General features: G+C 37.8%; 16 protein-coding genes. 9 read left to right on the top strand and 7 right to left on the bottom strand.

The genetic code is table 11. The features are described 5' to 3' along the window. Window positions 1–123: 123 nt before the first annotated feature. The gene (locus ACJROP_RS04845; protein WP_406534354.1) at window positions 124–1,095 is read left to right on the top strand and encodes an ABC transporter substrate-binding protein; all 972 of its coding nucleotides are present in this window, start codon (window positions 124–126) and stop codon (window positions 1,093–1,095) included. A 39-nt stretch (window positions 1,096–1,134) separates the two neighbouring features. Here ACJROP_RS04845 and ACJROP_RS04840 read toward each other — a convergent pair whose 3' ends face one another. Together ACJROP_RS04840 and acs are read right to left on the bottom strand one after the other, a co-directional pair. Beyond that, window positions 1,135–1,761, bottom strand: a complete 627-nt coding sequence (locus ACJROP_RS04840; RefSeq protein WP_406534353.1) for a DUF447 domain-containing protein — start codon at window positions 1,759–1,761, stop codon at window positions 1,135–1,137. Window positions 1,762–1,834: 73 nt separating this feature from the next. Next, window positions 1,835–3,931: an acetate--CoA ligase alpha subunit gene (gene acs, locus ACJROP_RS04835; protein WP_406534352.1), complete on the bottom strand. Its 2,097-nt coding sequence runs from the start codon at window positions 3,929–3,931 to the stop codon at window positions 1,835–1,837. Between the two features lie 309 nt (window positions 3,932–4,240). Between acs and ACJROP_RS04830 the strand changes: the two genes are divergently transcribed. Both ACJROP_RS04830 and ACJROP_RS04825 read left to right on the top strand, forming a co-directional pair. After that, on the top strand, window positions 4,241–5,161 hold the full coding sequence (locus tag ACJROP_RS04830) for a DUF2121 domain-containing protein (protein WP_406534351.1): 921 nt from the start codon (window positions 4,241–4,243) through the stop codon (window positions 5,159–5,161). Window positions 5,162–5,173: 12 nt separating this feature from the next. Continuing rightward, window positions 5,174–6,097 carry an MBL fold metallo-hydrolase gene (locus ACJROP_RS04825; RefSeq protein ID WP_406534350.1) on the top strand — a complete coding sequence of 308 codons (924 nt, stop codon included), beginning with the start codon at window positions 5,174–5,176 and terminating at the stop codon, window positions 6,095–6,097. Here ACJROP_RS04825 and aroC read toward each other — a convergent pair. From aroC to ACJROP_RS04810, 3 genes are read right to left on the bottom strand one after another with little or no spacing between them, the layout of a single operon-like run. Then, window positions 6,094–7,194: a chorismate synthase gene (gene aroC / locus ACJROP_RS04820; RefSeq protein WP_406534349.1), complete on the bottom strand. Its 1,101-nt coding sequence runs from the start codon at window positions 7,192–7,194 to the stop codon at window positions 6,094–6,096. The genes ACJROP_RS04825 and aroC overlap by 4 nt on opposite strands. A 48-nt stretch (window positions 7,195–7,242) precedes the next feature. After that, complete coding sequence (locus ACJROP_RS04815) at window positions 7,243–7,893, bottom strand: hypothetical protein (RefSeq protein ID WP_406534348.1); 651 nt, start codon at window positions 7,891–7,893, stop codon at window positions 7,243–7,245. Beyond that, window positions 7,890–8,378, bottom strand: a complete 489-nt coding sequence (locus tag ACJROP_RS04810) for a DUF6932 family protein (protein WP_406534347.1) — start codon at window positions 8,376–8,378, stop codon at window positions 7,890–7,892. The genes ACJROP_RS04815 and ACJROP_RS04810 overlap by 4 nt, the downstream gene beginning before the upstream one ends. A 241-nt stretch (window positions 8,379–8,619) precedes the next feature. Here ACJROP_RS04810 and hemB point away from each other — a divergent pair, with 241 nt between their 5' ends. From hemB to ACJROP_RS04780, 6 genes are all read left to right on the top strand, one after another. Next, the gene (gene hemB, locus ACJROP_RS04805) at window positions 8,620–9,621 is read left to right on the top strand and encodes a porphobilinogen synthase (protein WP_406534346.1); all 1,002 of its coding nucleotides are present in this window, start codon (window positions 8,620–8,622) and stop codon (window positions 9,619–9,621) included. Next, the gene (locus tag ACJROP_RS04800) at window positions 9,622–10,500 is read left to right on the top strand and encodes a triphosphoribosyl-dephospho-CoA synthase (protein ID WP_406534345.1); all 879 of its coding nucleotides are present in this window, start codon (window positions 9,622–9,624) and stop codon (window positions 10,498–10,500) included. A gap of 9 nt (window positions 10,501–10,509) precedes the next feature. Then, a complete protein-coding gene (locus tag ACJROP_RS04795; RefSeq protein WP_406534344.1) occupies window positions 10,510–10,881 on the top strand; it encodes a putative zinc-binding protein in 372 nt (123 codons plus the stop codon). 34 nt (window positions 10,882–10,915) lie between these two features. After that, entirely contained in the window at window positions 10,916–11,239 is a 324-nt protein-coding gene (locus ACJROP_RS04790; protein WP_406534343.1) for a hypothetical protein, read from the top strand. 97 nt (window positions 11,240–11,336) lie between these two features. Continuing rightward, entirely contained in the window at window positions 11,337–12,881 is a 1,545-nt protein-coding gene (locus ACJROP_RS04785) for a phenylalanine--tRNA ligase subunit alpha (protein WP_406534342.1), read from the top strand. Continuing rightward, entirely contained in the window at window positions 12,881–13,654 is a 774-nt protein-coding gene (locus ACJROP_RS04780) for an exodeoxyribonuclease III (RefSeq protein ID WP_406534341.1), read from the top strand. The genes ACJROP_RS04785 and ACJROP_RS04780 overlap by 1 nt, the downstream gene beginning before the upstream one ends. A gap of 20 nt (window positions 13,655–13,674) precedes the next feature. Here the strand turns inward: ACJROP_RS04780 and ACJROP_RS04775 are convergent, their stop codons facing one another. Together ACJROP_RS04775 and ACJROP_RS04770 are read right to left on the bottom strand one after the other, a co-directional pair. Continuing rightward, a complete protein-coding gene (locus ACJROP_RS04775; protein ID WP_406534340.1) occupies window positions 13,675–14,370 on the bottom strand; it encodes a TIGR02253 family HAD-type hydrolase in 696 nt (231 codons plus the stop codon). Between the two features lie 38 nt (window positions 14,371–14,408). Continuing rightward, window positions 14,409–15,101, bottom strand: coding sequence for a DNA polymerase domain-containing protein (locus tag ACJROP_RS04770; RefSeq protein WP_406534339.1), 693 nt, complete (start codon window positions 15,099–15,101; stop codon window positions 14,409–14,411). Window positions 15,102–15,199 lie beyond the last annotated feature (98 nt).

The raw sequence follows: 15,199 nt of genomic DNA, 5'->3' as shown, positions 1-15,199 counted from the left end.
CAATTAGTTAATACTATATCAAGGGATTCTATATAACAATTGTTAACTTAAGTAATATATTTATAGTTAATTCATAATACTATAATTAGTAATTAAGTTAACTTAATTATTTGGTGATTATAAATGAATAAAAAGATTACATTTGTTTTAGTGTTAGCACTTGCTGCATTTTTAGTAATGGGTTCAGCCAGTGCTGGTCTTTTCGACTTTTTAGGAGGAGGAGACGACACTGTAAAGATAGGTTACTTGCCTTCAGATCACGACGCAGCTTTATTTGTCGCTGATGCTAAAGGCATGTATGCTGATAAAAACATTACTACTGAACTTGTCCAATTTAACAATGGTGGAGACTTGATGACTGCTATGGCTAGTGGAGATGTTGATGTTGGTTATGTAGGAATTGCTCCTGTATTATCATCCATTTCTGCGGGCGTACCTGTTAAAGTTATTTCCGCTGCTCAAACTGAAGGATCAGGTATTCTTGTAACTGAAGATTCACATATTTACTTTGCTAACCAATTAAAAGGAAAAACTATTGCTACTCCTGGTGAAGCTTCAATTCAACATGTGTTACTTTCAGCCTACTTACAACAGCATGATTTATCATTAGATGATATTAATGAGTCTGCAATGAAAGTTCCATCAATTAATGATGCTTTAAAAACCAATAATATTCCTGCAGCCATTACTTTCCAGCCTTATGTAAGTATTGGTGAAAATAGTGATAACATTAACGAGCTAGCTGATTCCTCTGAAATCTTACCTGGCCACCCATGTTGTGTTGTTGTAGCATCAAATGACTTCATTAAAGAGCACAAAGACACTGCTGAAGAAATTGTTGCAATCCATGAAGAAGCAACCAATTTCATCAATGACAATATCGAAAACGGTACTACTGATAAAGTAGTTGAATTATTACCTGAAGACATTGTCACTGACCCTGCTGTGGAAGCTGAATCATTAGAAAGTTTCCCATTCATCTCTGGTTTAGATAATGACTACAAAGCTAATGTGGATTCTTTCCAAAAATTAGAAGTGGATTTAGGAATTTTAAATCAAACTATCCCACACCAAATGTTATATTGGGAAGCATAGTTAAATCAACTATGCTTTAATTTTCTTTTTTTTTAAAAATCAGTATTTTTTATATTGTTCTACTAGGTAATCCATCACTTTTTTGGTTTTTTCATCTGAAACCTTATTGATTATCCTTTGGTTTTCAAGCAATTGGTCCATGTAGACTTTTCTTTGCTCTTCGCCGACAATTTTATATCTAGAGAAGTTGACGAGTCCTTCAATTAGCCCGGACATTCCTCTGTTGAATGCTCTGGCTCCATCGTCATTTATTACGAATTTTCTGATTTTTCCGGTAATGAAATAGATGCTGCTGTCACCATTTATTGGGAAGTTTTCAGGAGTCTTGATGTCAATGTCTTCAACGTCAACGATAATGTAAGCGGGAGTGTCTTTAATGATGGCAATGTCAGCATCATCTGTATAATATTCATCGCCCAGGCAATTTAGTGTGGCATAGGTGAAAACCAAGGGGTCTTGTGTTATATTAACTACATATTCATTGGTATCCAGGATGTTTTGCAATGTTTTTGATCCTTCAAAGAGATGGCAGTGCACTTTATCTTCGCCCAAATAGACGAATGCAAATGCGCCTGCATTCTTAATGCCGTCTTTGCTGATTGTGGTTGTAATGCATTCATACTGCAAATCTTTTTCCACTCCGACTTTGCTCAAATCATATTCCATCTTATCAGCTCGAAAATTAGTTAATCATGAATTTATTAAAAAAGAAAAAAGAGTAATTTCTCAAAAAGAGAAATTATAATTTTATTTTAATGTCGAGTGCGCTTGAACCTTCTTCGTAAACGAAGATTGGGTTAATGTCTAACTCGGATATTTCTGGGAAGTCTAAAGTCAATCTGGCTACTCTTTTGATAGCTTCTTTGACTTCTTCAACATCGCAAGGTGCTTCTCCTCTGTATCCTGCAAGTAGTTTGGATACTTTGGTCTTTTCGATTTGTTCATCGATTTCCTGAGAGCTCATTCCTTTTGCGAGGTTGAATTCCACATCTTCAATAAGGTTAACGTAGATTCCACCCATACCGAATGCAATCATAGGTCCGAATTGTTTGTCTCTTATCATACCGACAATGACTTCCTCACCGGAATCCATCATCTTTTGCACTTCCACACCGTCAGGAACAATGTCAGGATGAGCTGCTTTGGCGTTTGCGATGATTTCCTCATAGGTTGCTTTTGCTTCTTCAGCGTTAGTTATTCCTACTTTTACACCGCCGATATCTGACTTGTGCAATATTTTGTCGGATGCAATCTTAAGCACAACAGGGAATTCCATTTCCTCTGCAAGTGCAGCCGCTTCATCAGCGCTTGTTGATAATTTGATTGGTGCTGCTGAAATTCCATATGCTTCAGCTACTGCGTATGCTTCACTACCAAGCAATGTGTCCCTTCCATCAGCTTTAACCTTTTCGAATATTGCAGCTACTGCATCTTTGTCAACGTCATCCACCTTATCAACGACATCGTCGTATACTCTGTTTTCTAATTGAGCATATCTAGTCATTGCTTCAAGGGCAGTTACTGCAGTTTCTGGGAATACGTATGTTGGCACACCGTTTTCTCTTAAAGCTTCGTTTGCAGCTTCAAATGAAGGTCCACCCATGTTGACTACAATGATAGGTTTGTCAAATTCTTTTCTTTCCTCTAAAATTGCTTGTGCAATTCCATCAGGGTCAGCTGATGCGGTAGGACAAACCATAACGATTAGGCTGTCAACTTCATCTTGACTTAATACGATTTCCAAGGATTCTTTGTATCTGCTTACTGGTGCATCTCCCAATACGTCAATAGGGTTTTTAGCACTACCTTCTTCAGTAACACATTCTTTTAATCTTGCAGTAGTTTCTTCATCGAATTGTACGAGTTGCAATCCTACTTTTTCCATTGCGTCTACGGTAAGTACTCCTCCACCACCTGCGTTGGTAATGATAGCTACATTGTCTCCTCTTGGAAGCGGTGCTTTGGAGAATGCTAAACCTAAGTCAAATAATTCTGCCATTGTTTCTACACGCATGATTCCGGATTGCCTGAATGCGGTATCGAATGCAAGGTCACTTCCTGCAAGCGCTCCTGTGTGTGAGGATGCAGCGGCCGCTCCAGCGGAACTTGAACCGGATTTTAAGACAATAATCGGTTTTTTGTGTGCGGTTTCTCTCATGGTCCTTACAAAGTCCTCGTCATCGGAAATTGACTCTAAATAACAGATGATTACGTTAGTCTCATCATCTTCAGCTAGGTATTGAAGCAATTCGATTTCACTTACACCGGCTTTGTTTCCTAAACTGATAACTTTACTGAATCCAATTCCGGAGGTTACGCTCCAATCGATGATAGCTACCATCATAGCTCCACTCTGTGAAATGAATGCCATGTTTCCTGTTGGTGGCATCATCTGTGAAAATGATCCGTTTAACGGGGTATGGGAATCGGTGATTCCTAAACTGTTTGGTCCAATAATGTTTATTCCATATTCTTTACCAAGTGCTGTTAGTTCAGCTTCTAATTTAGCCCCTTCTTCGCCGACTTCTTTAAATCCGGCGGTAATGACTACCATGTTTTCTACGCCTGCTTCACCGCATTCTTTTACAGTAGGATTTACGAATGCAACAGGGATGGTAATTATTGCCAAGTCTACTTTTTCAGGTATGTCTTTTATATTCGCATATGCTTTTTTACCAAGAATCTCTCCGCCTTTAGGGTTTACTGGATATATTGCGCCTTCAAAGCCATCGTTGATAAGGTTATCAACAATAATATGTCCAACTTTTCCTGGTGTATTGGATGCTCCAATAACAGCCACAGATTCAGGTTTAAACATCTTATTGAGATCGATCATAAATTTCTCTCCATATTGGTTTTATAATTGTCATGTTAATTTATAATGATAAATAATTAACAATTATTCTAATATAATATATGTTATATTATTATTTAAATATATTGTTTAAACATATGGTTAAATTCTTATTGGATAGTTTTAACAATTTTTAGGCCTTTTTCATTTTTTTTGGTATTTTAATTCTATTTTTTATAGACATTTCAATTTCATCAGTTAAACTATATAATGTATGATAAACATAATTAAATATTAATTGATAAACTATTGATATTTTAAGATTTTAAGATATCAAATTCAGGAGATATTATGAGCTTAATTATCGCTTACATTGGAAAAAAAGGATGTGTAATGGCAGCCGATAAAAGAAAAATAGGATATTTCGGTGATAAAGAGAATTTGGATACATTAGAAAAGGAATTATATGAAGGAGTCATTGACAACGACGAAGACTTTTTAAACAGGGCGGCAGAACTGGGGATTTCAATTAAAATCACAGATGATGCCAGCAAACTGAAAGTCGTTGGAAATTGTATTCGTGGTGAAGTAAGCACCAAAGGAACTTTTGAAACAAGAAGAAGAAGGATTTATGGTACAACTAACGGTTATCAAATTGTTGAATTGATAGGTTCAGATACCAAGTCACGTAAGGCAGGTTCCAAAGGAATCATCATTTTCGGTAACAAATATGCAAAGGAATTGGCCGAAAATCTGATTTCAAGGGAATGGAAATCCTCCCAAAGCTTGAGATATATGGGAGATGTCTTTGAAGCTATTTTGACTGAAGTGGCTTCCAAGACCCCTACTGTTGGCAACAAGTTTGATGTACTGATACAACAACCTAGTTTCTCAGATACAAGTGCTCAAAGACATTTAAACATGACAATTGACCAAGACATTAAGGTCTTGACTAAATTTAGACAGGAATTAGCAGAAAAACTACTGCAACAAAGCAGGGAAATTGAAATGGCTGACAAAATCATAGATAATGGTAATGTCGGCAAGGTTGTTTCAATTGATGGTAACATGATACAAGTTCAGTTAAACGATAAGACACAGGCTGTGGATGACAACTGGAAACAGTTAGCAGGTCCAGGCGAAAATGTCTTAATGTTTACAGAAAGCGAAGATATCAAAGTTGGAGACAAAGTAGTTATTAAAGATGAAAATCTATGCCTTAAAAAAGATAAATCCTCTCTTAGATGTGATATAATTTTATGTTCATTGTGATTGGGGATTTAAATGAAGATTACATTTTTAGGCAGTGGTGGCGGAAGGTTTTCTGCCATTTCACAGAGAAGAATGACCGGCGGGTTCAGAATAGATAATCTCGGCGGCAAAAACTATCATATTGATCCGGGTCCAGGTGCGCTTATCAGGACTTACCAATTCGGATTCGATCCTCGCAATCTGAGTGGTGTCTTTGTCACTCATGCGCATACTGACCATTATAATGATGCTGAAATTCTCATTGAAGCAATCACACGCGGAATGACCAAGGAATACGGTACAATATTCGGAAGCAAAAGCGTTTTGGAAGGTTTTGAAAAATGGGGGCCATGCATCTCATCATACCATCAATCCAAATCCGATACTGTTATTCTAAATCCTGGTGAAGTCAATGAAGTAAACGGCATTAAGGTAAAGGGTACCAAAACAGAACATGGCGACCCTACAGGTGTCGGCTTCCAGATAGATTATAACGGATTTAAGGTTTCATACACTTCAGACACAGGATATTTCGAAGAGCTTGCTGACCAACACGAAAGTGCCGACATATTGATTGCCAGCGTGTTGAGGCCTGGAAACAGAACCATTCCGGGGCACATGTGTTCCCGCAACTTCGTGGATCTGATCGAAAAGGTGAAACCGAAGGTTGCCGTAATGACACATTTGGGCCTTAAGATGATATCAAATAACCCTGTCGTTGAAGCCAAAAAGATTTCCAAAAGGACAGGTGTAAAAACCATTGCCGCATTTGACGGATTGTCATTCAATGTTAATTACAACAATCCCAAAAAGTTCAGGCTGATTTCACTTAAGGATGTTGAATCATCAATGCACAGTACCAGTCATGCATTGTTCAACAGCGGCAGAAGAAACTCATATCAAACATCCTTTAAAAATAAGGAGTTTGACGAGCTTTCAATTATAAAAAGAGATTAAATATTATTTTCCAAATTAGTCGGGTGGATGAATCCAGAGCGAATCATATGGTCTGCAAGGACAATTGCAGTGCTTGATTCGGCTACGACTGTCACTCTAGGACAGATGCAGGGATCATGTCTGCCTTTAATTTCTATTTTTTTGTTTTCCATCTTTTCCAGGTCAATCGAATCTTGGCATTTGGAGATGGATGGTGTAGGTTTAACGGCTATTCTTGAAATTATAGGCATTCCATTGCTCATTCCGCCGACGATTCCACCAGAATTGTTTGTTTTTGTGGTTATTTTACCATCTTCAATCTGGTATTCGTCATTGATTTCAGAGCCTGTGCGGTTTGCCACATCGAATCCAAGGCCAATTTCAACTCCTTTTACTGCTCCGATGTTCATCAGGATTCTTGCAAGGTCTCCGTCAAGCCTTTCAAACACGGGTTCTCCGAGGCCTGCAGGCATGCCGACAGCTATTGTCTCTACGATTCCGCCGACTGAATCGCCTTCCTGTTTTTTTGCCAAAATCAATTCTTCCATTTCTTTTGCAGCATTCATGTCTGCACATCTGATTGGATTTTTCTCAATGTTTTCCTTGATTGCATTGAAGTCCTGAGGCTCTGCTTTAATGGTCCCGATTTGGGTTACATGGGAAATGATTTCAATGCCCTGTGTTTTTAGGAGCTTTTTGGCTATTGCGCCACCGATTACATGGCCGATAGTGACTCTTCCGCTTCCACGGCCACCGCCATTGTAGTCGTAGTTTCCATATTTGCTCATCCATCCGAAATCGCCGTGGGACGGGCGTGGAGTATTCTTGAACATGGAATAGTCTTTTGATTTTTGGTTTTTGTTGTAGATTACTCCAGTGATGGGTGTTCCGTCAGTTTTTCCTTCAAAGATTCCGGATAATATTTCAACTTCATCGGCTTCCTTTCTGGGAGTTGTGACGCTGCTTGTTCCTGGTTTTCTTTTGTCCAGTTCCTTTTGAATGTCTTCTGCACTTAATTCAAGATTTGCAGGACATCCATCAACAATGGCTCCAACGGCTTTTCCGTGGCTTGCTCCAAAACTTGTTATTCTGAATTTTTCTCCAATTGAATTTGACATTTTTGGCCTCTTTTTGATAATTAGTGTAATATTTGTATGTTAATGTTTTTAAATGTTTAAATTTTCATAAATATTTTCACATTGTTGGAGTGTCAATCCGGCTGTTAAAGTGCCTTTTTCGGTGTCAAGGGTAAAATTTGCTTTGTTTTTAATAAGTTCATAGATGAATTCCTTATAATTTTTCAATGCTTCTTTGCCATTAGGTCCCGCTTCATTTTTTAGTTTTTCAATGTTGTCTCCACAGTTTATAAAATCGAATATTTTGAGAAGTCCTTTTTTTCTAAGTGAGGTTCTTTTAACATCTTCTTCTGTTGGATTTGGAAATAGAAATTTGATATTGTATGATCCCTTTGAAATGTTATCAATGAGTAAATCTTCTGTAGCTATGTAATTTGATTCTAAAAGGGTCATTGTTGAATTTTTAGTATTATTAAATTTTTTCCCTAGTGAGTACATGTTATTTAAAGAGAGGGGATTATTCATTTCATTTCCATATAAATTTAAATTTATTTCACTGAGCGTTTTGATAAATTCCAATCTGTTGTTTTCATAAATGTCATAAACATATTTGATTGTTTCATAATTGCCTTTTGTACCCTGTGATTCTGGATGCTCCTTGAGATATTCTTCTATCTCCTCTAAATCTTTCAGTATTCCATTTAAATAATCGTCATAGTCTTCAATTGTTTCAAATTTCATGATGTTGCCTCAATTAAATGCACTATCCCTTTAGGTATTTCATCTTTATCACTACTGAATAATTCGATAAGTATTCTTAATTTGGCAGTTAAATAAGCTTTATACTTTTTTTCATCAGATGCAGGATAGCGATAAACTCTCCAGGAATGACATAATCCATTGGTTTTTGATTTTGAATTATTAATTAAATAATCAATTTTTTGCTTATCATTGTTTGCATCGATTTTTTCACCATCAAATTCAGTTAATGTATCTATATCGCTTGGATTTTCTTTGGCAGTAACAAAACTACCATCAATCCAATGGTCAAGATAATATCCAGTATTTTTAATTTCTGATAGATGCTTTTTGTATTCTTTGAGTATCTCTCTTCTTTTAGTAGAATCTTCACTGAATATGCTTTCAGATTCTTCAAGACTCATGTTGTATATTCCATAGGGGAGATATCCTTTTTCATCAAATCCGTTAAATTTTTTTATTTTCATTTATATCACTTTAAATTCAACAGGCGTCTGCATTATTATATCTAAAAAAGTCAGCATATATATTTTTTTCCAAATAACTTCCAAATATTTCCCTAATTTATTTATAAACAATTATTATCTTTTTAAATCAATTTTACAGCATTATACTAATTTTTTTATATTAAATCAATTTCACATAATCAAATCAATAACTGTCAATTTTAAATAATTTCAAATTGAAATATTAAATCAAGTGATTATTATGCAATTCCCAACTACAAGAATGAGAAGACTTAGAAAAAATGCAAAGATTAGAAACATCGTGCGTGAAACTAAACTCGAAAAAGAGGATTTGATTTATCCGATTTACTTCAAGGAAGAGCTGGAGGGGGATGAAAAAGAGGAAATATCCTCCCTTCCGGGTGAATTCAGGTACTCCCTTGACAGCGGAGTCGAATTTGCAAAGCAGCTTGAAGCCAAAGGATTGAAATCAATAATAGTATTTGGAATTCCAAAGGAAGATACGAAAGATGAAATAGCTTCTCCAGACTATTCAGCAACAGGAATTGTCCAAAAGGCAATCAGAAGACTTAAAAAAGAAACAAATCTTGTTGTTATAAGCGACGTATGCTTATGCCAGTACACTTCTCATGGCCATTGCGGAATGATAAGGGAAAATGAGGACACCGATGATGGAATTGAGATACTGAATGACGAGTCATTGCCTTACATTGCCAAAGTAGCGCTTTCTCATGCTGAAGCGGGTGCAGACATCGTTGCGCCTTCAGACATGATGGACGGCAGGGTCGGAGCAATCAGACAGACTTTGGATGATGAAGGATATGAAAACGTAATGATAATGTCCTATTCAGCAAAATATGCGTCCGCATTCTATGAGCCGTTCAGGGTAGCCGCCTGCTCATCACCACATCTGGGCGACAGAAAATCATATCAGATGGATCCTGGAAATTCCTTAGAAGCAATCCGTGAATGCGAGCTTGACGTAATAGAGGGCGCTGACTTCTTGATGGTAAAGCCTGCACTTCCATATTTGGATGTGGTTCGCATGGTCAGGGATGAGTTCATGCTGCCTTTGGTTGCATATAATGTAAGCGGGGAATATTCCATGATAATGGCAGCCATTGATAAAGGATATTTAACTGAAAGGGCAATAACAGAAGCATTGCTTTCAATCAAAAGAGCTGGAGCAGACTTAATAATCACTAACTTTGCACCCTATTTACTTTTAAATGATGTGATATAAATGGATGCATCAGAAATTGCAAAAATAGCTCAAATTGCTTCTGCTTTAGAGGTAAGCGGCTATCCGAAACCGGGAAATGTTCACAGGACTCGTGACTATGATGATATGGTCTTTGAAGACTTCATAATAAGTGGAATTGTAATTGGAGATGCGATTCGTGAAGCATGCACTGATGTTGATGTTGAAAATCCGAAATTGGGAAAATACATCCTGCAGGCAGTTGCCGAAACCGACAGGTGGATCAATAACAACACCAACCTTGGAATTGTCATGATGATAACTCCTATTGCCGTTGCGGCTGCCATAAGCGATTCATTCGATGACATCAGAGAAAACGTTAAGATAGTGATGGGAAATACATCAGTTGACGATGCATGTGACTTGTATGATGCAATCAACATTGCCGACGCCGGTGGAATGGGCGATCAAGACGAATATGATGTAGCAAGCGACAGCGCCAAGCAGGAGCTTAGGGATAATAACCAAACCATGTATGACGTATTAAAGATTTCAGCTCCATGGGATATGCTGGCCCGTGAGATGACAAGTGACATGCCGGCCGTTTTTGAAATAGGTTATCCTACTTATCATGAATTAAAACAGGAAAAAACTCAAAACGAAGCTTGCATATTGACATTCTTGACAATACTGTCTCAAGTGCCGGATACCTTAATCTCAAGAAAGTACGGTTCGGATGAGGCCCTGAAGGTATCCATGATGGTCAGGGACTTGCTTAATTTGAAGGATGAACCCGACTTTGCAGAAAGGCTTAAGGAATTCGATGACTTTTTGTTCAACAACAAATTGAATCCCGGAACAACAGCCGATTTGACAGCAGCTTCAATATTTGTCAGTTACTTGAAATCAAATTTTGAATAGGATGATAATATGGCGGAAAAAATAGCATTGGCTCCTTGCAATGGAATGAGCGCAAACGGACTGGTATCCCGCGTTGCCGTTGGAGACTGCAGAAAAGAGCATGAAAATGTAATCTCAATCTGTATGGGATCAACTTCAGCGGATATCGATGGCAAAAACAATGATGCTCTTAAAAAATATCCTATAATAGCCATAAACGGATGCACCAACAACTGTGTTAACACCATTTTGGAAAATAAGGGCATAGAAGTATTTAAAACAATCAATGCTGCAGATGTTTTGGATAATTATGATGTAAGCGCAAACGACCCATTCAGGCTTGACGCAGAAGCTGAAGAATGTGTGAAGATAATCAAGAGGGAAATTGAAAAATCAATCTAACAAGCTTATATAGAAAACTGTTACGGGTGAAAAAATGGAAATAAGGTATAATAAAGATGTAAAGAACCCTCCTTTGATAGAGGATTTGGTAAATGAATTGTTGAAAGATGATTTTGTGCACTTCAAGATATTGTGTGCAAATGAGGTTCATCATTTCCACAAGGAAGATGATACTATCATCGAGTTTCAGCAAACCTACATGAAGGAATCAAGGTCTAATGGCGACAGGCTATATATAGCTTATCCGGATATTTTTAGGGTTAAATTATACAGGGATATGGCACAATATCTCGAAGATGAAAAGAAGGCTGACGCTTTCAATGAAATCGATTGGACAGGCAATAGAATTATTTTCTAATTGTCTTTTTTTCTATTTTTTTTAAATTTTACACTATCTTTATAAATCACTTTAAACATATATTATCATATTATTAATCTTAATTTTTGGTGTTTAAATGAGTGAGGATATTAAAAAAACCATTAATGAATTGCATATTTATGAAAAGAAACTTTTAAAAGAACTTGAAGCGAATCCGAATGCGACTCCCGAGGAAATTGCCGAAAATACCGGCATGGACATTAAGGCGGTCATGAGTGCAGCAGGATCCCTTGCTTCAAAGGACATCATTGAAGTTGAAAAGGATGTTGAAGAGGTCATTTCCCTAACCGATGCAGGTTTGGACTATGCCGATAAAGGCCTTCCGGAACGTAAGATTCTAGAGGTTCTTGTCGAGAAAAAGGAATTGCCTATGAAAGACCTGGCCGATGCTTCAGGAATTGACAAGAAAGAGACAAACATCGCTATCGGCTGGCTGCGCCGTAAGAACTGGGCTCAAATCGATAAGGGAGTAGTCAAAATAACAGACCTCGGTGATGAAGCCAGTGATAAAATCGGTGACGATGAAGAATTGCTGAATCACTTGACCGAAGCCAGAAACATCATCAAAGGCAAGTTGGATGATGCATTGCTTGACGGATTCAAAAAGCTCAATGACAGGAAAAACATTTTAAAAGTTAAAAAGAATACCTCACACTCTTTTAAACTATTGGATAAAGGTGAAGCTATTTTAAATGAAGGGTTTATTATCCAGGAACAGGCCACTCAATTAACACACCAACAATTAAAGGATGGCGAATGGAAAAGCCTACAGTACCGTCCTTATGACATTACCGCAGAAGCGCCAGTGGTTTTTGCAGGCAAAAAACACCCGTTAAGAGTCATCATTGATGAAATCAGAGAGATTTTCTTGAACATGGGATTTTCAGAAGACAATGGGGAATTTGTTGAATCCGCATTCTGGAATTTCGATTCCCTTTTCCAACCGCAAGACCACGCAGCCCGTGAAATGCAGGATACATTCTATCTCAAAAATCCATTGACCTGCGATTTGCCTGATGATGCGCTTGTTAAGCTCACTGCTGAAACTCATGAAACCGGTGCGGATACCGGTTCAATCGGCTGGCAATATGACTGGAGTGAAGACATCGCACGCCAAAGCGTGTTAAGGACCCACACTACCGGAATATCCACAAAACACCTGTTTGAACATGAACCTCCAATTAAAATGTTTTCTGTTGGAAGGGTATTCAGAAGAGAAACCTTTGACTATAAGCACTTGCCTGAATTCCACCAAGTCGAAGGCCTTGTCTGCGATGAAGGAATCAGCTATCAAAACCTTTTAGGTACATTAAAAGAGTTCTATAAGAAATTAGGTTTTGAAGTAAGATTCAGGCCGGCATATTTCCCTTACACTTATCTGTCTACCGAAACCGAAATCTATCTGGAAGAAAAGGAAAGCTGGATTGAGCTTGGAGGAGCTGGAATGTTTAGGCCAGAAGTATTGAAACCTCTTGGAATCAACCAGCCTGCTTTGGCTTTCGGTTTAGGTATTGAAAGGCTTGCAATGATCAGGTATGATGTGGAAGACATCCGTATGCTCTACAAAAGCGACATCAAATGGCTTCGCGAATTGCCTATTGATAGGGGAGTCGAATTATAATGTCAATCAAGCTGGTTTCATGGAATGTTAACGGCATCCGGGCAGTCACCAAAAAGGATGAGTTTTGGGACTGGTTTGACAATACCGATGCGGACATCATAAACTTTCAGGAAGTAAGGGCAACCCATGACAAGATTCCAAAGAAATTGGCTAATGTGGAAGGTTTTCATTCACATTTCAATGAAGCTGAAAAGAAAGGATACAGCGGTGTCGGAACATTCTCGAAAATGGAGCCTGTAGAAGTCGTAAGGGGGCTTGGCGTAGAGGAACTCGACAGCGAAGGCAGGGTTTTGAGAATCGAATATCCCGACTTTATCTTATACAACATCTACTTCCCGAACAGCGGCATGGAAGCCAAAAGGCTTGACTTCAAGGTCGCCTTCTGTGACGCTTTGCTGGAGCAACTTGTTGAGCTCAAAAATCAGGGAAAAAATCTAGTAATTACTGGGGATTATAACATTGCCCACAATCCGATTGATGTTTACAATCCTAAAAACTGTGAAGGAAAATCAGGGTATCTGCCTGAAGAACGCGCATGGCTGGACCAGCTAGAAGAGGCTGGCTTTGTAGACACTTTCAGAATGTTTGACGAAGGCGAAAACAACTTTACCTGGTGGAGCTACAGAACCCGCGCACGCGAAAGGAATGCAGGGTGGAGACTCGACTATTTCTATGTCAATGAGGAAATGGCGAGTAATGTAAAATCAGCTGAAATATTATCAGAAATATACGGCTCAGACCACTGTCCAGTAACCCTAGAGCTTGAATTTTAAAAAAATAGTAAATTTGGTGATTATAAGATAGTTACGACATCACCAATATCTTCAATTATTGTAATATCTAGTTTTTCTTCTTTGATGTATTCCCTGTCCTCTTCGGTAACATCGGAGTTGACGAGAATTGCACTCATTCCAGCATTGACCGCACCCAATGCATCTGCCTTGAACTTGTTTCCGATCATGACGGACCTTTCAGGGTTTCCTTTCATTTTTCTGAGCGCAACATCATAAATCAGTTTCTGTGGCTTTTCTTTGCCGACCTCTTCTGATGTTATGACTGCATCAAAGAAAGAGTGTACATTGAGCCTGACAAGCTTTTCCCATTGTTTAATTGTAATACCATTTGAAATTACAGCAAGGCGGTATCCTTGGCTTTTGAGATAAATTAAGGTATCAATTGTTTTTGGATATGGCCTTAAAAGTGCCATCTTAACATTGTGGTAGGTAATCATTCCAAGCGCTACAAGCATTGGATCTTCATGACCTAAGACAACTTGTGTTAAAACATTAAAGTGTTTACTATAATTGGATCCTTTTTCACGGATAATTGTTTTTAAAACACCATATGCTTCATCTTTATCAAGTGGCAGACCATTATCTACCATTAATCCAATAGCTGCTTTTCTTGCAGTTTCAGCAAAATCTGAAGTATCCAGTAGTGTGCCATCTATATCAAAAAAGACAACACGGTCATCATCATTTTGAATCATATGGTTTTTATTATAACCTTAAAAATATTTAAGCTTTTTTAGAAGAACGCATCCAAACTTTGCTGGACTTCACCACGAGCCATGTCTTCTAAATCTTTTTTTGTGTATCCGAATGAATACATGATTCTTTCGATTGCAGGAATCAGCTGATTATGGATATAATAGTCCTTGTCATAGGTATATCCTTCACTATAATCGTAAGGAACGGCGCGTTCACTAATGGATCCTTTTCCTTTAACGATTATATACTGGATGATGGTTCCGCGTGTAACTTTAATGCCATGTTCCTCTATTCTCCTTGCAGCTATGACATGAGGTCCGACCTGTTTGTATTGGTCGAGAGGTTTGGTGATTTGGGTATGGATAATCATTTCCTTTTTGTCGACTTCGCCGTTTTTTATTTTTTTCAAAACCTTTTTGACTTCACTGATGGCCTTGTCAGAATTTCCTTCTTTCAGTATTGCCATCAAAACGGATTTTTGGGTGTTTTTAACGATTGGAGCCCAGTCCCTTCTTACCAATTCTAATCCTTTTGCTATGATTTCGCCGTCTTCGATTACGGCATACCTCTTTTTGCTTACGAAAAACCCTCTTCTGTAAAATCCTTCATATTCCAGTTCCATACTTTCCGGAAGTGTTGAATTAAGGTATTTCAGGAATTTTTGAGCTTGGGATTTGATTTCGGCTTCAAGTTCCAACTGTTCTTTTGTCTCTATTATCTCATCTGACATTAATCTTAATTTTGATTTACATATTAATAATACTTTTCTAAATCAATTTTTCATTATTATTTCAATTTTGTTGCTTTAAAATTAGATTATTCAATTTA

Source organism: Methanobrevibacter sp., assembly GCF_045220775.1.
In the GTDB taxonomy this organism is placed as follows: Archaea; Methanobacteriota; Methanobacteria; order Methanobacteriales; family Methanobacteriaceae; genus Methanocatella.
This window is presented reverse-complemented; position numbering and strand designations above follow the sequence as displayed.